Annotated in this window: 19 protein-coding genes and 3 pseudogenes; 5 read left to right on the top strand and 17 right to left on the bottom strand. The window is 67.2% G+C overall.

Translation table 11 applies throughout. The features are described from left to right. Positions 1 to 24: 24 nt before the first annotated feature. The 4 genes and pseudogenes from G9373_RS08455 to G9373_RS48140 all read right to left on the bottom strand — a co-directional run. Positions 25 to 744, bottom strand: a complete 720-nt coding sequence (locus G9373_RS08455; RefSeq protein WP_167114658.1) for a bile acid:sodium symporter family protein — start codon at positions 742 to 744, stop codon at positions 25 to 27. After that, positions 741 to 1,391 (bottom strand): annotated as a pseudogene (locus G9373_RS08450) (DUF1345 domain-containing protein). The gene G9373_RS08455 and the pseudogene G9373_RS08450 overlap by 4 nt, the downstream one beginning before the upstream one ends. 3 nt (positions 1,392 to 1,394) lie before the next feature. After that, complete coding sequence (locus G9373_RS48145; RefSeq protein WP_282597367.1) at positions 1,395 to 1,517, bottom strand: hypothetical protein; 123 nt, start codon at positions 1,515 to 1,517, stop codon at positions 1,395 to 1,397. A gap of 15 nt (positions 1,518 to 1,532) precedes the next feature. After that, a pseudogene (locus tag G9373_RS48140) lies at positions 1,533 to 1,699 on the bottom strand (hypothetical protein); the annotation flags it as partial. Positions 1,700 to 2,157: 458 nt separating this feature from the next. Here G9373_RS48140 and G9373_RS08440 point away from each other — a divergent pair. Together G9373_RS08440 and helR are read left to right on the top strand one after the other, a co-directional pair. Continuing rightward, positions 2,158 to 3,387, top strand: a complete 1,230-nt coding sequence (locus G9373_RS08440) for a glycosyltransferase (protein WP_167114655.1) — start codon at positions 2,158 to 2,160, stop codon at positions 3,385 to 3,387. 4 nt (positions 3,388 to 3,391) lie between these two features. Then, complete coding sequence (helR, locus tag G9373_RS08435; RefSeq protein WP_167114652.1) at positions 3,392 to 5,536, top strand: RNA polymerase recycling motor ATPase HelR; 2,145 nt, start codon at positions 3,392 to 3,394, stop codon at positions 5,534 to 5,536. Positions 5,537 to 5,564: 28 nt separating this feature from the next. On the opposite strand, the gene pip is transcribed toward helR, so the two are convergent. Beyond that, positions 5,565 to 6,521 (bottom strand): prolyl aminopeptidase, encoded by a 957-nt coding sequence (pip, locus tag G9373_RS08430; protein WP_167114649.1) that lies wholly within the window; start codon positions 6,519 to 6,521, stop codon positions 5,565 to 5,567. Between the two features lie 123 nt (positions 6,522 to 6,644). On the opposite strand from pip, the gene G9373_RS08425 reads away from it, so the two are divergent. After that, entirely contained in the window at positions 6,645 to 7,424 is a 780-nt protein-coding gene (locus tag G9373_RS08425; protein ID WP_167114645.1) for a DUF899 domain-containing protein, read from the top strand. Positions 7,425 to 7,433: 9 nt separating this feature from the next. Here G9373_RS08425 and G9373_RS08420 read toward each other — a convergent pair whose 3' ends face one another. From G9373_RS08420 to G9373_RS08395, 6 genes are all read right to left on the bottom strand, one after another. Continuing rightward, on the bottom strand, positions 7,434 to 7,856 hold the full coding sequence (locus G9373_RS08420) for a hypothetical protein (protein ID WP_167114642.1): 423 nt from the start codon (positions 7,854 to 7,856) through the stop codon (positions 7,434 to 7,436). Positions 7,857 to 7,949: 93 nt separating this feature from the next. Next, positions 7,950 to 8,318 (bottom strand): gas vesicle protein GvpJ, encoded by a 369-nt coding sequence (gene gvpJ / locus G9373_RS08415; RefSeq protein WP_005254360.1) that lies wholly within the window; start codon positions 8,316 to 8,318, stop codon positions 7,950 to 7,952. Continuing rightward, positions 8,315 to 8,941, bottom strand: a complete 627-nt coding sequence (locus G9373_RS08410) for a hypothetical protein (protein ID WP_167114639.1) — start codon at positions 8,939 to 8,941, stop codon at positions 8,315 to 8,317. The genes gvpJ and G9373_RS08410 overlap by 4 nt, the downstream gene beginning before the upstream one ends. Before the next feature lie 221 nt (positions 8,942 to 9,162). Next, positions 9,163 to 10,242, bottom strand: coding sequence for a MerR family transcriptional regulator (locus tag G9373_RS08405; protein ID WP_167114636.1), 1,080 nt, complete (start codon positions 10,240 to 10,242; stop codon positions 9,163 to 9,165). A gap of 14 nt (positions 10,243 to 10,256) precedes the next feature. After that, positions 10,257 to 10,922 carry a HEAT repeat domain-containing protein gene (locus tag G9373_RS08400; RefSeq protein ID WP_346842813.1) on the bottom strand — a complete coding sequence of 222 codons (666 nt, stop codon included), beginning with the start codon at positions 10,920 to 10,922 and terminating at the stop codon, positions 10,257 to 10,259. A 77-nt stretch (positions 10,923 to 10,999) separates the two neighbouring features. Beyond that, entirely contained in the window at positions 11,000 to 11,485 is a 486-nt protein-coding gene (locus G9373_RS08395) for a carboxymuconolactone decarboxylase family protein (RefSeq protein ID WP_005254364.1), read from the bottom strand. Positions 11,486 to 11,690: 205 nt separating this feature from the next. Between G9373_RS08395 and G9373_RS08390 the strand changes: the two genes are divergently transcribed. Continuing rightward, entirely contained in the window at positions 11,691 to 12,626 is a 936-nt protein-coding gene (locus tag G9373_RS08390) for an RNA polymerase sigma-70 factor (protein WP_005254365.1), read from the top strand. A 14-nt stretch (positions 12,627 to 12,640) separates the two neighbouring features. Here G9373_RS08390 and G9373_RS08385 read toward each other — a convergent pair whose 3' ends face one another. Next, positions 12,641 to 13,240, bottom strand: coding sequence for a DUF2867 domain-containing protein (locus G9373_RS08385; protein WP_133985789.1), 600 nt, complete (start codon positions 13,238 to 13,240; stop codon positions 12,641 to 12,643). Between G9373_RS08385 and G9373_RS08380 the strand changes: the two genes are divergently transcribed. After that, complete coding sequence (locus tag G9373_RS08380) at positions 13,218 to 13,898, top strand: TetR/AcrR family transcriptional regulator (protein ID WP_054247740.1); 681 nt, start codon at positions 13,218 to 13,220, stop codon at positions 13,896 to 13,898. The genes G9373_RS08385 and G9373_RS08380 overlap by 23 nt on opposite strands. Positions 13,899 to 13,915: 17 nt before the next feature. Here the strand turns inward: G9373_RS08380 and G9373_RS08375 are convergent, their stop codons facing one another. The 5 genes and pseudogenes from G9373_RS08375 to G9373_RS08355 form a co-directional block, all read right to left on the bottom strand. After that, positions 13,916 to 14,578: a class I SAM-dependent methyltransferase gene (locus G9373_RS08375; RefSeq protein WP_005254368.1), complete on the bottom strand. Its 663-nt coding sequence runs from the start codon at positions 14,576 to 14,578 to the stop codon at positions 13,916 to 13,918. A gap of 68 nt (positions 14,579 to 14,646) precedes the next feature. Continuing rightward, a complete protein-coding gene (locus tag G9373_RS08370; RefSeq protein WP_167114630.1) occupies positions 14,647 to 15,558 on the bottom strand; it encodes a dioxygenase in 912 nt (303 codons plus the stop codon). 4 nt (positions 15,559 to 15,562) lie between these two features. Then, a pseudogene (locus G9373_RS08365) lies at positions 15,563 to 16,644 on the bottom strand (maleylacetate reductase). A gap of 6 nt (positions 16,645 to 16,650) precedes the next feature. Next, positions 16,651 to 17,754 (bottom strand): alpha/beta hydrolase, encoded by a 1,104-nt coding sequence (locus G9373_RS08360; protein WP_167114627.1) that lies wholly within the window; start codon positions 17,752 to 17,754, stop codon positions 16,651 to 16,653. After that, positions 17,751 to 19,358: a bifunctional 3-(3-hydroxy-phenyl)propionate/3-hydroxycinnamic acid hydroxylase gene (locus G9373_RS08355; RefSeq protein WP_167114624.1), complete on the bottom strand. Its 1,608-nt coding sequence runs from the start codon at positions 19,356 to 19,358 to the stop codon at positions 17,751 to 17,753. Before G9373_RS08355 ends, G9373_RS08360 begins: the two co-directional genes overlap by 4 nt. Between the last annotated feature and the right edge of the window lie 207 nt (positions 19,359 to 19,565).

The following is a 19,565-nucleotide window of genomic DNA, read 5'->3' as shown; positions in this document are numbered from 1 at the left end:
CCACCGTCGGTCGGTGTGCGGGCATCACGCGACACGGTGCCGGTATCGATTCGCCAGCCATGCACACATCGTGAGCTGAACCTGATGAAACACCATCAGCGGCAGGATGATCTGCCCGACGGGCTGCCCGGCGAACAGGACAGCCGCCATCGGCAGCCCGGTCACGAGAGCCTTCTTCGTTCCGCAGAACTGGATGGCCCGCACGTCTGCGCGTTCGAACCGCATCAGGTCGGCGGTGAATCGCGTGAGCCAGAGGATGGCCGTCACGAGCACCGTGGACAGCAGGACCAGTCGGAGTAACGCGGTGGACGGGGCCGAGTGCCATACTCCGTCACGTTCGCCCGCCGAGAATGCCGAATACACGATGAGCACGACGGATTCGCGGCCGACGTACCTCAGTGCGGAACCGTGGCGTGCCACCCAGTCGCCGATCAACCGGCGGAGGATCTGACCCAGCACGAACGGCAGGAACAGTTGCAGTCCGATTCCCAGTGCGGCGGCACCGGGCGCACCCATCTGTCCTGAAGTCGACATCATCGTGAACGCGAGCGCGGGCGTCAGGAACATGCCGAAGAGGTTGGATGCGGATGCGCTGGCGATGGCACCGGGAACGTTCCCTCCGGAAACCGCGGTGAATCCGATCAACGCTTGGACGGTCGAGGGAACGAGGCACGTGAACAGCAGTCCGGCCTTACTCGTGCGGCTGCCGGTCAGTCGGATCCTCGAGCGAATCCGGATCCTCACCTGGTGAGGATCCCGGCGACCAGGTTGATCGTCGTCGCGAGGATGACTGGACCGAAAACATAGGACAACAGGCAATGCCGGAGCGCCACGGCCCGAATCTCCGGGCTCGAGACGTCGGTATCGGATACCTGGTAGGTCATCCCGAGGTTGTAACTGAAGTAGAAGAAGTCGCGAAACGCGGGCGGGGCAGTGGAGTTGAAATCGATACCGCCCGTCGTTGTTTCAGGACCTGATTCCTCGTCGTAGAGGAAGGCGTATCGAGCCGCATACATCAGATGTAGGGCAGCCCACGCCAGGAAGACCCCGATCAGGGCCACGGCGGCGTGCGGGGTTCCCGCCGAGGATCCGCCGCCACCTGCAGTGCGATGATTGCTCCGAGACCTCCTGAAGCCGCTGTCACCACGACCAATTCGTCGACTATCGGACGGAAATCCTCGCGTCCCACGTTGCGGCGAGTTGCCGCCGCATCCATCGGCCACAACACTGCCCAACCGGATACGACGAACACGGCGGCCGCGGCGGCGATACCGATGAGAGACCCCAACGCGGCTGTGGTCGACACGCCGCCGAGAATACCCGCAGCGACACCGACCACCACCGCCGGCGGCCACTCTCGGGATGGCGGAAGTCGGGAGAGGCACGTGCAATGCCTACCCCTCTCCGGAAGGCGCCGCGCCGTCACCTGCGGCGCTCCCGACCCCGATCGACAAGCCGGCGCCGTCTGCGTCGACGCGGACGGTGTCGCCGGGCGAGAGGACCCCCTTCAGGAGCATGCTCGACAACTTGTTGTCGAGCTGCTTCTGGATGGTGCGCCGCAGCGGCCGGGAACCGAACTCGGGTTCGTACCTTCCGCGGCGAGGTAGTCCTCGGCTGCCGTTGTCACGTCCAACCCGATGTCCTGCGCCTTCAGCAGCCGGCGTGTGCCGTCGAGGATCAACTCGACGATCTGCCGCATCTCGTCAACCCCTATTCGTTCGCATGCCGGCAATGCGGGTTCTCGGTTGTCGAGCGACGTGAGTGTGACGAGCGTGGACATCGCCGCGGCCTCGTGAGTGTTGAGACGCAACATGATTCGCGCGCCGCACCACGGCGCGCCCGGCGAGGGGCTGGTCCCGAGAGGGCAGACGGCAGGCCAGGGCGTACCAGCGGCGTGTGCCGAGAAGTCTATCCCGGCATCCCCTGCGGCCGGGCCGCGTTACCGTGATCGGCGAGCTGGACTGTGTGCGAACGCATTCGATCCACGACGCGCCGACGATGTCTGGGAATGTGTCCGGATCGGACGAGGAAGTGGAGAGGAGTACCAACCCCTTTCCACTTTCAATTTATAGCGCACCGGGGGGCTTGCGGCAAGGCCCGGGTGGTGCCGCACAATTACCGGCCGAAGCCAGAACCTGCGGAAATGGGGGTCGCGAATTGCGTGTGTTGTTGTCGACGTATGGGTCACGTGGGGATGTCGAACCGTTGGTGGGACTCGTGGTGCGGTTGCGGGAACTCGGCGCGGAGGTGCGGGTGTGCGCGCCGCCGGACGAGGACTTCGCGGAGCGGCTGGCCGGGGTCGGTGTGCCGATGGTGCCCGTCGGCCGGTCGGCGCGCGGGCTGACGACGGCGGCGCCGTCGGCGGCGGACCTGCCCCGGCGCGCGGCCGAGTTGATCGCCGGCCAGTTCGAGGCGGTCACCGCGGCCGCCGAGGGATGCGACGCGTTGGTGGCGACCGGCGCGATGCCGGCCGCGGCCGGAGCGCTGTCGGTCGCCGAGAAGCTGGGCATCCGTTCCGTGTCCGTGACGTTCCAGCAGCTCACCCTGCCGTCGCCGCATCGGCGGCCGCTGGCGTACCCGGGCCGGGCGTTCCCGCCGGACGTGGCGGACAACCGGATGCTGTGGGACCTGGACGCTCAGAGCATCGATGCGCTGTTCGGTGAGGCGCTCGACACCAACCGGGCGTCGATCGGCCTGCCCCCGGTGGGCAACGTTCGCGACTACGTCATCGGCGACCGGCCGTGGCTTGCGACGGACCCGACCCTGGACCCGTGGCAGGAGACGCCGGACCTCGACGTCGTGCAGACCGGCGCGTGGATCCTGACCGACGACCGCCCACTCCCGGCCGACGTGGTGGCGTTACTGGACGCAGGCACACCACCGGTGTTCGTGGGTTTCGGCAGCATGCCCTTGCACGCGGCGACGGACGCCGCCCAGGTGGCCATCGAGGCGATCCGCGCGCAGGGCCGCCGCGCACTCGTCGGGCGCGGCTGGGCTGACCTGGCCCTGATCGACGATCTGGACGACTGCTTCGTCGTCGGCGAGGTCAACCAGCAGGCACTGTTCGGCCGGGTGGCCGCCGTCGTGCACCACGGCGGCGCGGGGACGACGACGACGGCCACCCGGGCCGGCGCGCCTCAGGTGGTGGTGCCGCAGGCGGCCGACCAGCCGTACTGGGCCGGCCGGGTGGCCGACTTGGGCATCGGCGCGGCGCACGACGGTCCGGTTCCGACCGTCGAGTCCCTGACGACCGCGCTCACGGCGGCCCTGACCCCCGAGACCGGAGCACGAGCGGCTGCCGTGGCGGGCACGATCCGTACCGACGGGGCGGCCGTCGCCGCGACGTTGCTGCTCGACACGATCGCCCGAACCGCAGATCGGAGCTGATGACATGAAAAATCTGACTACCAACGTGTTCGACCTTCCCGACCACCTCGCACCCAAGGCCGACCCGACGCTGATCGCCGACGACGAGCTGCACTTCGCGGCCATCGCGGAAAGCCTCGAGCAGTCGATTGCCGACCTCGACCACCGCATCGACACCGAACGCAAGGCGCCCCGCCGGCTGGGCCAGGAGGCGATGGAGCGGGACATGATGGTCCACCGGCTGAACGCCGAGTTGCGTGCCCTGCGCCGCTACGGGTTGGACCTGTGCCTCGGGCACTTCGTCAGCGCGGACAACCCCGAGCCCGTGTACATCGGACGACTCGGCCTGATGGACCGGGCGGGCAATCAGCTGCTCGTCGACTGGCGCTCCCCCGTGGCCGAGCCGTTCTTCGGTGCGACCCACGGCAATCCGATGGGCCTGGCCCGCCGGCGCAGGTATCGCTGGACCCGCGGCCGCATCAGCGACTACTGGGACGAGGTGTTCACCCCGGACGGGTTCGCGGGGAACGCAGCGCTCGACGACCAGTCCGCGTTCATCGCCAGCCTGGGCACCAACCGGTCGGCCCGGATGCGGGACGTGCTCGGCACCATCCAGGCCGACCAGGACGCCATCATCCGCGCGGGATCCCGTGGCGCACTCGTCGTCGACGGCGGGCCGGGTACGGGCAAGACCGTCGTGGCACTGCACCGCGCCGCGTACCTGCTCTACTCCGACCCCCGACTCCGTCACGGCGTGCTGTTCGTCGGTCCGCACGAGCCCTATCTGGCCTACGTCGCCGATGTCCTGCCCAGCCTCGGAGAGGAGGGCGTGCAGCTCTGCACCCTGCGGGACCTCGTCGCCGAGGGCGCCACCGCGAAGGTCGAAACCGACCCCGACGTGGCCCGCCTGAAGTCGTCCGCGGATCTGGTGAAGGCCATCGACGCGGCGGTCGCGTTCTACGAGGAGCCGCCCACCGAGGGCATGACGGTCGCGACCGAGTGGTCCGACATCTGGCTGAGCGCCGACGACTGGGCCGAGGCATTCGAAGCGCCGGAACCCGGTACTCCGCACAACGAGGCGCGCGAGCAGATCTGGGAGCTGCTGCTCACGATCCTGATCGACAAGTACGACGGTGACATTCCGGTGGCCCAGCTCCGGAAATCGTTGCAGCAGAACGACGAATTACGCACGACCCTCGACAACGCGTGGACCCTGATCGAGGCGGCCGACCTCGTCGCCGACCTGTGGTCGGTGCCCGCCTACCTGCGCAAGTGCGCTCCCTGGCTCAGCCCCGACGACATTCGGAAGCTGCAACGCCCGGACGCCCAGCGCTGGACGGTGTCCGACCTGCCACTCCTCGACGCAGCACGGCAGCGGCTCGGCGACCCGGAGGAATCACGACGCCGGCGTCGCCACGACGCCGTCGTCGCCGCCGAACGCGAGCAGCGGTCCAAGGTCATCGACGACCTCATCGCAGCGGATGCCTACGACGACGGCGAAAGTCTGATGACGCAGCTGCGGCAGAAGGACCTGCAGGAAATGCTGGTGGACGAAGCTGCGATGTCCAGCACCGACCCCGACCTGCTCGACCGCACGTTCGCGCACGTCGTCGTGGACGAAGCGCAGGAGCTGACGGACGCCGAGTGGCAGATGCTGTTGCTGCGCTGCCCGTCTCGGAGCTTCACCATCGTCGGCGACCGGGCCCAGGCCCGGCACGGATTCACGGAGTCGTGGCAGGAACGGCTCGAGCGGATCGGGCTCGACCGGATCGAACTGGCCTCGCTGACCGTCAACTACCGGACGCCGAAAGAGGTCATGGCGGAAGCCGAGCCGGTCATCCGAGCCGTCCTCCCGGACGCCAACGTGCCGACCTCCATCCGCAGCAACGACATCCCCGTCGTACACGGATCTGCTTCCGATCTGCACTCGATCCTCGACACCTGGCTCGACTCGAACTCCGACGGGATCGCCTGCGTCATAGGCGATCCGATGTTCCGGGTAACATCCCGCGTCCGGTCGCTGACCCCGGAGCTGTCGAAGGGGCTCGAATTCGACCTGGTCGTCCTCGTCGACCCGGACACCTTCGGCACGGGGATCGAAGGGGCCGTCGACCGCTACGTCGCCATGACCCGGGCGACCCAGCAACTCGTCATCCTCACGAGTACGTGACGTGGACCGACGCTCTCTGAGGCCGCGATCATGGCCGGCTTAAGGAGTCCAAGGCGGCCACCAGCGCGGAGCTGAACCCACCTCCACCGTGGCCGGCATCGTCAACCACGACGAGTCGACTTTCCGGCCAGGCCCGCGAGAGCTTCCAGGCCGTGTCCAACGGTCCCGAAACATCGAAGCGGCCGTGGACCAGAACTGCCGGGATACCTGCCAGACGGCTCATTCCGTCCAGTATCTGGTTCGGGACGAGGAAGCACTCGTGGCTCCAGTAGTGCGTCACCAACCTGGCGAAGATCATCCGGAACGTTGCGTCCTCGTATCGGGGGCTCGGAGTCCTTCCCGGCATCAACGACACGTGGGTGTCCTCCCACGCACACCACCTCCTCGCCGCCTCCTCGCGCACTGCCGCGTCGGGGTCGGCGAGGAGGCGCGCATACGCGGCCACCAGATCCCCGTGCCGTCCGCCGACCGGCACGGGAGCGATGAATTCCTCCCACTCCCTGGGGAAGATCCGACCCATGTCACGGGTGATCCAGTCGATCTCGGTTCGGGATCCGGACGTGATCGCTCCGAGCGCCATCGCGAGGACACGCTCGGGATGTCGTTGGGCGTAGACCAAACTCAGGGTCACACCCCAGGACACCCCGGCCACGACCCAACGCCTGATCCCCAGACGCTTACGCAGGCGTTCGATGTCCTCCATCAAATGTGCTGTCGTGTTGGTCGATAGGTCGGTGTCGGGGCCGGCGGCAAGCGGGCGGCTGCGCCCGCATCCGCGTTGGTCGAACAGCACCGCGCGAAAAGCATTCGGGTCGAAGAAGCGTCGTGCGACGGGAGTGCATCCAGATCCCGGCCCTCCGTGCAGATACAGCACCGGCGTCCCCGTGGGATTTCCGGTGGTCTCCCAATACAGGGAATGGCCGTCGGAAACGTCGAGAAACCCGGCTTCGTACGGTTCCACCGCAGGATGGAGAGCGCTACTCACCAACTCAGCTTCGCATCCTGCACGAGGAGCCGAACCGCGAATCAGTCGTTCCCGGTCTCGGTGGTAGCCACCGCCGAGAGTCGCCTGCGACGATTGCAGGTGCCCTTCGAGAGGAGACGAACGATGACAGCGTCCGATCCGCAGGTCACCACCCGCGAGGAATGGCTCATCGCGCGCCGCGAGTTACTCGCACAGGAGAAGGAGCTGACCCGCCACCGCGATCGGGTCAACGCCGCCAGGCGCGCGCTGCCGATGGTCGAGATCACCGAGAATTACGCATTCGACGGCCCCGACGGCAGGACCGGATTCGCCGACCTGTTCGACGGCCGCGGCCAACTCCTGATCTACCACTTCATGTTCGAACCCGACGCCGACGAGGGATGCCCCTCCTGCTCGTTCACGATGGACAACGTCGGCAACCTCCGGCACCTCTACGCCCGGGACACCTCGTTCGCGGCCGTGTCACGCGCACCGCTGAACAAACTCGAGCAGTACCGACAGCGAATGGGCTGGACCTTCCCCTGGTACTCCTCGCACGGCAGCGACTTCAACTATGACTTCCACGTCACCCTCGACGCGTCGGTTGCACCGGTCGAATACAACTACAAGGACGAGGCCGAACTCGTGCAGTCGGACCCCGCGTGGAAAGGCTGGTGCGGCGAAGAGCACGGCGTCAGTGCTTTCCTCCGTCAGGGTGAGCGCATCTTCCACACCTACTCCGGTTACGCGCGCTCCACCGAGATCCTCCTCGGCACCTATCACTGGCTCGACCTCACTGCCCGCGGCCGTCAGGAGGACTGGGAACCGCAACCTCGCCGCGGCGACGACCCCTTCATGGGTTGGCTGCGCCGCCACGACGAATACGAACCAGACGCCATTTCAGGAGCGAAGATCCCCGACTGACCGTCCGGGTTACATCAGTTCGAGTCCCGTTGCCTGCAATTCGAGATAGTCGCGCACCAACAGGTGGGAACACGGCGTGGACACCGCGGTCCAGGGTGTGTGTTTGGGTAGTTGCAGCGCCAACGATTCGGGTACCGCTTCGCGACACCTGATGACAGCCCGGAGTTGCGGTGTCAACGAGATCCACCACGCGTCCAGCACACACCTGCACTGGGAGAGGTATTCGGAGAGTGGCCCTTGGAGAACCGCCATCTGCGGTACCGAATCAACTCCACCACTGATCCCCGCGACGCACGCGTCCTCGCATACGGCCATCACCTGCCCGATGAACTGCGGCGGCATGATGCCTTCGGGGTTTCGCAGCAGAGCGAGGCGCGCGCCGGCGGAAAGGGCTTCATATGCCACTTCGGGGTCGATTGCCTCGTCACCCATGCCACGAACGTACCCGGCTGTGGGCGTCTCCTATCAGGAACAGCAATATGTAGTCGGCCTGAGCGCCGGCGCGGCCACGTCAGTGTCGTCGGATCACTTTCGCCTCCGGCGCGGCTCGGGTTCGCGTTCGGCTTCCGATCCGCCGAGGAGCTCACCGAGCGTTTCTCCCACGGCCTCGAGCGCACCCTTGGTCTTGGACTTCGTGCTGCCGCTGCCCTTCACATCGGAAACGAGGTCGGTCAGGCCCTTCGGTTCGCTGCCGATCTCCAGTCGGTTCACCGCCTCGGCGAAGCGCAGGTAGGTGTCGACACTGGCGACCACGACGCGGGCGTCGATGGTGAGCAGTTCGATACCGACCAGTGAGACCCGCACGTAGGCGTCGATGACCAGGCCCTTGTCCAAGATGGTGTCGATGACATCGGCCAGGCTGCTGGAACTCGGGCCGCCACCTGCTGTGGTCATCGCTGTGCTCCTCGCTTTCGACTGCCGGAGGTCTTCGCCGGGGTGCTCCGCTTGCGGGGCGGTCGCCGCGCCGGTCGTTCCTCGTCCTCGGCCTCCTCCTCGTTCTCGGCCTCCACTGCCGTCTCGTCGTCGACGTCGTCCGACGGCGGTGCCTTCTTCGGTCGCTTCCTGCGTCCCAGCGCCCCGATCATGCCCAGGGCGTCGTCGGCGAGCTTGTGCACTGAGCCCACGGTGTCGTCGGCGGCTTCGTCCACCGTGTCCACGGTGTCGTCGGTGACGTCTCCGGCCATATCCGCGGTGTCCTCGACCAGGTCTTCGGCGGTCTCCAGGACCGCATCGCTGCCGGAGAGCAGCCGATTGTTGAGTGCGTCGACTCGGGCGGTGGCGGCGGTCATGGCCGCCACTTTCACGGCGTCGAGGAGTTGGCCACGCACCGATTCACTGAGCTCGGCGAACTCGGGCGAGGTTTGCAGCAGTTTCGAGGCCCGGTCCACCATCTCCTGGGGTCCGCCGGCGAGGCGGCCGGCACCCGCCGCCGCGAGCAGCAGTCCCAGTTTCTTCCGGTGCCCTCGGCCCAGCCAATAGCCCACGACCACCGCTGCCGCGATTTGCAGTCGGGTCATCATCGTCGACTCCCTTCACCCGCATCGGCCGTCATCGGTCGACGCCGAGCGCCCGGAGCCGGCCGCCCGGCGTACCCCGGATCGGCAGTCCGGTGCGAACCAACCCCGAACCCGACTACCCGCAACGGATGGCCGTCAATCGGTCAAAGGCCGCAATGGGGCTGGGAAAATTCGGTCACCGCCACGGACCGTCACCGAATCGGGGTCGGCTACGAATGCTGTCATGCTCCAGTAACTTTGGGTGACCGTGTGTCGTCCACCATCACTCCCGTCCCGATGCCCGATCGGCGGCGCCGGCTCCGTCCGCGGTCCAGCGTGTTCAGGATCGAGGCCGCGGTGGACGCGATCGGCCGGTCGCCGTCGTGGGCCAGCCGGTCGAGTGCCCGCCGCGCCGCGGTGCCGGGAATCTCGGCAAGGGCCTGCGTGATCCGCAACCGCGTGGGCGCGTCCTCGGTGTTGTCGAGCGTGTCTTGCATGACCTCGACGATGGCGTCGGCCGAGGCCGAGACCGTCGTCAGCAGGCCCAGCACTTCGGCAGCCTCGACATCGCGCCGCCCCTCGACGACCAACTCGATCAGGGAGGGGATCGCGTCGACGTTTCCGCGAGAGCCGAGAGCGAGTGCCGCGTACCCGCGGACCGTGGCCTCTGGATCATCGAGTGCTCGTCTCAGATGTGCCGTTGCCTCCGCGGTGTGGATTGCCGCTATCGCGGCGGTGGCGCGACGCCGGACGTCGGCATCCTGCGCGTCGAGACCGTCGGCCAGAACCTCGAGTCCCGGGCCGGCGACCCGCGCCAACGACCACTGCAGCGCTCCGGCCACATTCGGGTCGTCCTCCGACAGAATGGCCTCGACCAGCGCTTCGACGGGCAGCGCCGCAGTTCCGTCCTGAGACAGGATCGCTTGTTGACGACGGGCCGCGGATTCCGACTCGAGCGCACGCAGCAGACCGACGATGCGCAGGACATCCTCCCACTCCGCCGGCGAGGCGGCGTCGACGCGTTCGAGTTTGCCGAGCAGTTCCTCCTCGGCAGCGATCCGCCGGCGCGTGTGTCGGATGAGGTCTCCCACCAGGTCGGCCGGTGCGAAATCGGGCTCGTCCAGTGCCCGCTTGGCCTCGTTCAACGACAGCCCCAAGGTCCTGAGGCTCTCGACGTGGAAGAGCCGTCGGATGTCGTCGGCGGAGTACTCGCGGTAGCCGCCGGACGTGCGGCCCGTGGGCTTCACCAGCCCCAACGTGTCGTAGTGCCGCAACATCCGTGTGCTGACACCACACCGCCGGGAGACCTCACCGATCAACATCCCATCTCCTCCTGCTACGTGTCCGGACCGGCGACCGCGACGCGCTTCGCCGTCTCGACCGCGAGGGTGAACCCACTGTCGGGATCGTGGCAGAGTCGCCTCGTCGCATCCGCGTGCGCACGAATGTGCGGGTCGGGACTGGTCCCGGCCGCGTCGAGGACCGGGAGGACAGCGTCCCCGAGTCCCACCAGCGCACGGCTCAGACTGAGCTGCAGGTGCTGGTCACCCCGTCCGAGTTCGATCGCCAGATCGGCCGCGAGTGCAGCCTCGTTGCCGGGCGGCACGAGTGCCACGGCCGCCCGCCACGCACTGCGCGCGACCTCGTCGTGCTCGTCGTGCAGCAGTGCCGACACCGCGGGCCAGGCGAGCCGGTCCCCGATCTTGGACAGGGTGTGCAGCGACTGACTGCGGGCCTGCGCGGAGTCGGCCCCGAGCTCTCGGACCAGTCGCGGCACCGTGAGCTCGCTCGGCAGGCGGCACAACGCCCAGGTCAGCATGTCGCGGACGAAGAAATCCGGTTCGACGGCACACCGCTCGACGAGAGTGTCCGTGAGACGGGGATCGGGGTGCGTGCCTGCAGAGAGCGCCGCCCGCAGCCGACCCGACGGGTCGGCTGCGGGCAGAGCGTCGACGAGGTGGGCATGCGGCCCATCGTGGTTGGTTGTGTTCACGACAACCACCTCCTTCGTCGACCATTCGAGTCCTTGTCACTGTGTCAGGGTCAAGTACTCGTTGTCAGGGGGCTGTCGTCTGCCGGTCAGCTCGTCATGCTGGCGAACATGCCGGGCTCGTAGGAACCTGCCGGGTTGCGCACGATCACGTTGATCCGGTTGGCGGCGTTGATCAGGGCGACCAGGGAGACCAGTGCGGCGATCTGGTCGTCGTCGTAGTGCTTGCGCACCTGGGCCCAGGTCTCGTCGGACACGCCGTCGTGGGCGTCGGCGAGCCGGGTGCCTTCCTCGCTGAGCGCCAGCGCGGCCCGCTCGGCCTCGGTGAACACGGTGGCCTCACGCCAGGCCGCGACGAGGTTGAGCCGGACCGGGGTTTCGCCGGCGGCCGTGGCGTCCTTGGTGTGCATGTCGGTGCAGAAGCCGCAGCCGTTGATCTGGCTGGCCCGGATCTCGACCAGGTGCTGGGTGGCCTTCGGCAGCGGCGATTGGTCGATCACCAGGGCGGCATTGGCGAACCGCTTGCCGAACTTCATGGCGATCTCGTTGTCGAACAGGTTGAATCGGGCGTCCATGACTTCGTCCTCACTCGTGTGTTGTGTTGCTCTGGACGAACATGAGACGCCGGCGACCCGATCCTTGTGACAATCGCTCACGCCGCGACTTCGAAGTCACGTAATTTGGCAGCGGGCAACACGGGTCGGCTGCCGTCTGGTGTCACAAAACGGCGGGGCCCGGTGTCTGGTGTGTGACACAGTCGAGAGTGAGAAGGAGCCACCCATGGCCGGCACGTCGCAGACCACACCCGACGATCGCGGCGGGAGCCAGGACGATCGTTCGGATCCCGCCACCGAGGCGTTCGTCGCCCACCGCAACCTGCTGTTCACCGTTGCCTACGAGATGCTCGGATCGGCCGCCGACGCGGAAGACATCCTCCAGGAGACCTGGCTGCGGTGGGCGGGCGTCGATCTCGACACGGTCCGCAATCAGCGTGCGTACCTCGTCCGGATCACCACTCGCCAGGCGCTCGTCCGGCTGCGGACACTCAGCAGGCGCAAGGAGTCCTATGTCGGTCCCTGGTTGCCCGAGCCGCTGCTGACCGCGCCCGACGTGGCCGAGGATGTCGAGTTGGCCGACAGCGTCTCGATGGCGATGTTGCTGGTGCTGGAGACGCTCGCGCCGACCGAGCGGGCCGTGTTCGTGCTGCGCGAGGTGTTCGCTCTCGAGTACGGCGAGATCGCGGACGCCGTCGGCAAGAGCCCGGACGCCGTCCGCCAGATCGCGCACCGGGCGCGGGCCCATGTGGCGGCGCGCCGGCCGCGCGGCGTCGTATCCCCGGCCGAGTCCCGAGACGCACTCGAGGCGTTCCAGCGGGCGCTCGAGACGGGCGATCTGCAGAGCCTGCTCGACCTGCTCGCACCGGACGTCGTCCTCCTGGGTGACGGTGGCGGAGTCAAGCAGGCCGTGCTGCGGCCCATCGTGGGGGCCGACAAGGTGGGTCGCCTGCTGGCGGCCGGCCTGCCCCGGATCGACGGCACGGTGTCGGTCGAGCCGGTGCAGATGAATGGCTCCCCCGCGCTGATCGTCCGGCTGGACGGGGAGATCGACGACGTCGTGGCGGTGCGGATGGACGACGGCAAGATCACCGGGCTCTACATCGTGCGCAACCCCGAGAAGCTGTCGCGCGTCGAGCGGGAAACCGCGGTGAGCCGCTGAGGTCGCAAGCCTCCTTACCTTGCCTCGGCATGGTGGCGGTCGCGCCAGGCTCGTTCCCATTGCCGGGTCAGGGCCGGGTACACGATGAGGTACCGGAAAGGCGCGATGGCGGTCATGTAGAGCCGCCCGAACCATCCGTTGGGTTTGACGAGAACGGTCATCTGCAGTTCGTAATCGCCGTTCGCTCCTCTCGCCCAGCCGAGATGCATCACGGTGTGCACGGTCTTGTTCGCCAGCTCGCGGGCGGACTCCGTGTCGAGCTCGTACACCGCTGTGAGGGGCATGCCTTCGTCGTCCGGGCCGCGCGGAGCGGCGCGGAGGTCGCTGGGCAGGCGGTCGCGGAGCGAGGCAACCCGCTCACCGACACCAGTTGACGGATTGTCCCAGCCGAAGAGTGCCCCGAGTTTCCATCGAGCGGCGAACAGGAACCTCACCAGCCGGGGCTGCTTCGCTGGTCCTCCCGCGGCTCGCATCGCTGCGAGCATCGCCGGGAAGTCGTCGGGCCCGGCTCCGGGAGTGCGGAACGACCACACGTCCTCGACGTCGAAGTCTCTCGTGAATTCGTGGATACGCCAGGGCTGCTCGATGTAGGTGGCCTCTGCTATTCGTGGCACTGTCGTCCCCGATCTATACGGCACCGTATATTTCATCTATACGGTACCGTACACATCGAACGCGATCAATGGAGGTGGCCCGATTCCCGCCGTCGCCCGCACGACACGAACCCGCTGGATCGAGGCGGGCCTCGACGCCCTCGCACGAGGAGGGCCCGACGCCGTCCGAGTCGAGACTCTCGCCGCCGAACTCGGCGTGACGAAGGGCGGGTTCTACGGCTACTTCGACGGCCGTCCCGCATTGCTCACCGAAATGCTCGACGAGTGGGAACGCCGTTGCACCAAAGCCGTTATCGCCCAGGCCGATGCCGAAGGCGGCACCCCCGCCGACAGAATCCGGCGCGTGGGGCAACTGACCTACTCGGAGGACTTTCAACGGATCGATCTCGCGATCCGGGCCTGGGCCCACCACGACCGGTCCGTCGCGACGCGCCTGCACGCCATCGACAACGAGCGGATGAACTTTCTGCGAAAGATGTTCGGCACCTTCGTCACCGACCCCGACGAAATCGAGGCACGCAGCACCCTCATGTTCGGACTTGCGATCGGCCGCCACTTCATCGTCGCGGACCACCCCGGGTACACCAAACGCGAAGCCATCCAACTTGCCGGAGAATTCCTCCTGCGCCCGTCCGGTACGAATAGTTCTGTCGGGTAGGGGTTTCCGCCGGGCGATCAGTCGAGGTGAGCCGACAGCAGCCACGCCGGCAGCATGGACCGCCCCTTCTCGTCGTGCTCCCAGTTCGCGGCTTGCTCCGGGCCGAGCAGCGCGTGGATGAAAGCCGGGCGAATGTCGTCGATGGTCCAGAACTCGGCGACCGCCTCGCGCAGCTCGTCGTCGGTCACCGGGTTCGGTCCTTCGCCCTCGGGGAAGGCGCCCTTCGCGAACACCAGGATGTAGTAGGACGCGCCGGGCGCGGCCGCCCGAGCGACCGCGCGCAGGTAGTCCCGCCGCCGGTCGACGGGAAGGGAATGGAACAGGGTGCTGTCGACGATCGTGGAAAACCGGCCGTCGAAACCGGTGAACGAGCTGATGTCCGCCACCTGATACGTGGCCGTCGTCAGTCCACGATCGGCGGCGGCCGCCTGCGCCACCGCGATGGCCGTCGGCGACAGGTCCAGGCCCACCACCGTGTACCCCTGCGCCGCCAGGTGGAGGGACGTCTCGGCATGCCCGCAGCCCGCGTCCAGCACGTCGCTGCGGAACTTGCCCTCCGCGATCAGCCCGGCGATCTCGGGTTGCGGCTCACCGATGTTCCACGGCACCGGTCCCGTAAATACCTCCGCGTCGCCTCGGTAGATGTCGTCCCACGGCGCAACCTGGTTCTCCTCGGTCATGCCATCGACGGTACGCCCGCACTACCGTGCTGATGTGGATCTTTTCTCACGCTCGTGGTCGACGCTGCTCAGGTACCCGCTGGTGCCAGAACGATGTCGAAGTGGACTCGCGACCAGGAACGGTCGCCGGGATCGCGACCGTCAGGGGTGGGGGTACCGGGAGCCTGCTCGAGGAAGTCTTGCACCAGCGAGTCCTTGACTCCGAAAACGCTGTCAGAGGTCAACAGGTCGTCTCCGGAGACGAAGATGTGAGTGACCAGGGTCCGGAGGTTGTTTGCGGTGACCATGAAGTGCAAGTGCGATGCGCGCATCGGCGAGCGATTGACAGCTTCGAGCATCGTGCCGACCGGGCCGTCGTGCGGAATCGGGTATGGGGTGGGGGTCAGTCCCCAGAACCGGTAGGAGCCGTTGTCGTCGGTGAAGAAATGAGCGCGGCCGGAGACCCGGCCGTCGGGGTATTGCACGTCGTACAGGCCGTCCTCGTCCGCCTCCCAGACCTCGACCTTGGCGCCGGGGACGGGGCGGCCGTCGGTGTCGGTGACGGTGCCCTCGATCCAACACGGCTGCCCCGGGGCGCCGCTGCCGATATCCCCGCCGAGCGGGATCTGCGGGGAGTCGGCGACGAAAAACGGGCCGAACACCGTTGCGTCGGTGGCGTTCGCGTGCGCCTGGTTGTTGACTGCGATCGTCTGCATGGAGGCACCGAGCACATCGGAGAGCAGAACGAATTCCTGGCGTTTGTCGTCGGTGATGTTCCCGACGGCGGTGAGAAACTCGATGGCCCTGTTCCACTCCTGCTCGGTAAGCCGCACCTCGCGGATGAAGGCATGCAGGTGCCGGACCACGGCCTGCATCAGTTGCTTCAGGCGCGGATCGGGAGTGTCGTCGAACGAGGCGACGACAGTGGCCACGAGGTCGTCCTCGACGGCCTGCTGGTCTGCGGTGATGTGCGCCGCGTCCGTCCTGTGCTCGGTCATCATGTCGTCATTTCTCCGTGTTGCTGGTGATCGTCCTCGGCTCGGCGCCTCGCCACGCCGCATGGAGCATGCGGCGTAGTTCGTCGGCCGTGACCGGACGTGGGTTGTTCGCCGGACCGCCGGCAAGATCGCGTCCACCGCACTGTCGATGTCCGACTCGTCGAAGCCGTAGTCGCGCAGGGCGCGTGGCGCATCGAGCTGATCACGCAGTTTCTGTAGGCCGTCGAGTGCGGTGCTCGCGTCGAGTGCGGTCGCGATGCGGTGTTCGGCTTCCGGTGCCGCGGGGGCGTTGAATGCGAGCACATACGGCAACACGACCGCGTGGGTCTGGGCATGCGGCAGGTCGTATGCCCCGCCGAGGACATGGCAGATCTTGTGGTGCAGTCCCGAGCCCGCCGAGGAGAACGCCACCGCGGACAGGTACGCCGCATACAAGACGGGTTCCCGGCCGATCAGGCTGGTCGGATCGGCCACCACCGACGGCAGCCCCGTCCGTAGTGCCCGGATCCCTTCCTGCGCCAACGCCCGATCGATGGGATCCGAGCGCGGACCCCACATCGAATCGACGCAGTGCGCCAACGCGTTCAACCCGGACGCGACGCTCATCGGAGCGGGCAGTGACAGCGTCAATGCCGGGTCGTAGATCACTGCCCGCGGCAGCACCCGTGCGTCGACTCCGGTGGTCTTGCGGGCTCTCTCGGTCAGGCCCCAGACATTTGTGGCCTCCGATCCCGCATAGGTCGTGGGCACCGCGACAATCGGCAGCCCGGTCGTGAGCGCGATCGCCTTCGCCAGTCCGGTGGTGGAACCACCGCCGACACTGACTATGGCATCGACCTCGTGGCGGGCCGCAGCGGTGCGGGCTCGCTCGGCCACCTCGACGGGCACGTGCATCGCTATCTCGTTGTGGTGCACTACGACCGGCAGGTCGGCGGTGAGCTGCTCCGAGCGCTCGGCCTCCGACTGCGATGCGAGCACCATCACCCGGGATGCGCCCAGTCGCTGGATTTCCCCGGCGAGCATTGCCGCCGCCTGCCCGGAGGCGAAACACACGCGCTGCGGCAGACTCTCGTGCTCGAAACGCATCATTCTTCGCTACCTTTCCCGGTCCGCCAGCTCCATGGTTCCCATACCGTCACGCGACGATGTGGTCAGCCGATCGGCGAACCAATCGGCGACGAGATCGTTCCGCTCGTCGGCGTGGTTGTAGATCGTGTGCTCGCCGTCGTCCCACACCTGCAGCATTGCATCATCCGCGCCGTCGAGGAACGGTTGCTGGTCCTCGAGGCTGACGAGGGGATCGGCGCCGCCGTGCAGCACCAGCAGCGGACACCGAATCTGCTCCTTCACCGGGTCGAACGCAAGACGTCGAAAGTTCCGTTCGATGGCCGTCTCGTCGCTGGTGCCCAGCATCGCCGCCGCCTGCTCGCGGAAGGTGCGGAACGACAGCAGACGCGGTGCCGCGAAGGCGCCGTTGACACAGCAGGCGTCGATGTGGTCGTTGCGGGCCGCGGTCAGGGCGGCGAACAAACCACCGACACTGCTACCCCAGATTCCCACCGGAGTCCCGGATTCTGCGGTGTAGCGAACGAATTCGCCATACGCGGCGGCAACATCGACGTCGAGGTGGACCCTGTAGCGCAATCGGGTTTCACCTTGTCCGGGTCCCTCGGCCAGGATCGTCGCCAGACCTCGTGCTGCGAGGGCGTCCGCGTAGCGAAGGTAGGTGGCACCCCAGCCGCTCTGTCCGCCGAACACGATCACGGTCCCGAGGACGGTTGATCGATCGGGTATGACGTGCCAGCCCACCAGTCGGCCGCCGGCGAACGGCAACTCGATCTTGTGCATCGACGCCGGTGACAATGCTGCCGCCGCACCGACCGCCGCGCTGAACCCATCGTAGAGGTCCCGCTTGCGCTCGGTATCCGCGTTGATCGCCATCTGGGCGAACACGAAGTCGGCGGCCGCGGCCCGGAATGCATTGCGCGCAGTCACGGTGTGCCCGCCCTTCCGGGCGGCCTCCGCCACCTCGAGCCGGAGGTTTCCCAGTCGTTCGGCGGCCACATCCCACGCAACGCCATCCCGGGTCGCGCGTTCGAGCAACACGATGTCGGCGTAGTCCATGCCTCCGTCGAGCAGCCTTGTCGCCGGCATCGCCCGCCAGTGTGCCGCGGTCTCTACGGTGATTTCTGCGGTCACAGTGCTGCCCGCTCCACTCGGGGTGCCTGCGCGTCCTGGAACGAGAGCGCCGCGCGGAGGGCGTCGACGAGGAGCGGTAGCTCGCTCATCGAACCGGCCCCGAAGAGATGGAAGTCGGGGCGGGCGAGGTAGACCTCGATTCCGTGGTCCCGGAAGAAGTCGGCGTAGGTTCCGTCGCTGTCGGTGAACGATCCGGGACGTCCGGGCTCGGTGGTGGCCACGATGACGTCGAGGTCCTCGAGGAACGACAGTTGGCCGGGATCGAGCACCGAGCGGGGATCCTGCACCGCGACGATCGAGAATCCCCATCCGAGGAGGTCGTCGAAACGGCCGACCCGGTCGCCGACGGTGACGACGCCCTGCGGGGACAGCGACCCCGCCAGCCGTGCGGGTAACCGGTCCGCGTTCGTGGCGATGACGCCGGCACCGAGCGTGGGGAACGGCGGACGCGGCGGGACCTCTCCGCGGAGGAACGCCGCATCGCGGGTGGCAGCGGCCGCCTGGTCCTCGAGGTTGGCGATCTCACCGAGCGCAATCGCGCACTGCTGGATGGCCTCGGCGTGGGGCCGGCGCTCGAGTTCGTAGGTGTCGAGCAGCTCATCGCTCGCGCGACCGGAGAGCACCAGGTGCAGCTTCCATGCGAGTGTGATGCCGTCGCGCATCCCCGAGCAGGCGCCCTGGCCCATGTAGGGCGGCATGGTGTGCGCGGCATCGCCGGCCAGGAGTACTCGTCCACTTCGCCAGGTTTCCGCATTCCGGGCGGAGAAGGTGTAGATGATCTGCCGAAGGATCCGGACATCCTCCGGCCCCAAGTCGTGTCGTTCGCGGAACCACTGCCAGGCGTACTCCTCGGACTCCATGAATGCGGCGTCGTCTCCCGGGAGAACCGCAACTTCGAAGCGCTGACGACTCACGCCAATCGGCATGAACATGTTGGGGTGCGCGGGATCGCAGAACTGTCGCGCCACACCGAAGTCCGGACCGAGTGGACGCACGCACTCGGTATCGATGTTCAGCCAGCGGTCGTTCACGCCAAGATCGGTGGCCTCGATGCCCAGCGCGGTCCGCACGAAGCTGTTGGCCCCATCGGCTCCCACCACATATCGCGCGGTCACCACCCGATCCGTCCCGCTCCTCGACCACTGCTCGTCCCGGTCGCGGGACCAGGGCCGCACGTGGAGCGCGACGTGGTCGTGCTCTTGTTCGACGGCTACCACCGCGAAACCTTGATTGACCTCCACGTTCGGGTAGCTCCCGATGCGCTGGTGAATCGCCGACTCGATGTCCGGCTGATACATCGAGTAGTGGGCGTCGAACCCGCTCGACTTTCCCGCCCAGTCGATCTCGAGGAGGACATCTCCGGAGCCGTTGCACCATTGGTAGGTGTCCTTCGGTGAGGCGTCCCGGAGGGCGAACTCGATATCGCCGGCCGCCTGGATGATGCGTGCGGTCTCGCCGTCGATGTGGGTCAGCCGGGGCAGACCGTACAGATCGGGCCAGCGTTCGAGCACCACCACACGGTGGCCGGCACGGCCCAGAAGGGATGCGAGAACGAGCCCGGTCGGCCCGTATCCGACCACGGCGACATCGAAATCTGAAAACACAGCCAACTCCTTGCTACCAGGGGCGTTCGCCCGATGCTCACACGGTAAAGAGGGTGTGACCTGCATCGCTATCCGCAATGCGACAAGATCAGCCGCATCACGCCACGGGTTTCGCGCCGACTTCTGGCGGTCGCCGCGGCGCCTGGCTACGCTGGGGCGACAAGTCCGAGGACGGGCCGCAACAGCGGCCGAGATTGATTGAGTGAT

The sequence above is a fragment of the Rhodococcus sp. A14 genome (genome assembly GCF_011603105.1).
Classification (GTDB): domain Bacteria; phylum Actinomycetota; class Actinomycetes; order Mycobacteriales; family Mycobacteriaceae; genus Rhodococcus_F; species Rhodococcus_F opacus.
The sequence above is the reverse complement of the archived record's forward strand: the minus strand, read 5'-3'. Positions and strand labels throughout refer to the sequence as shown.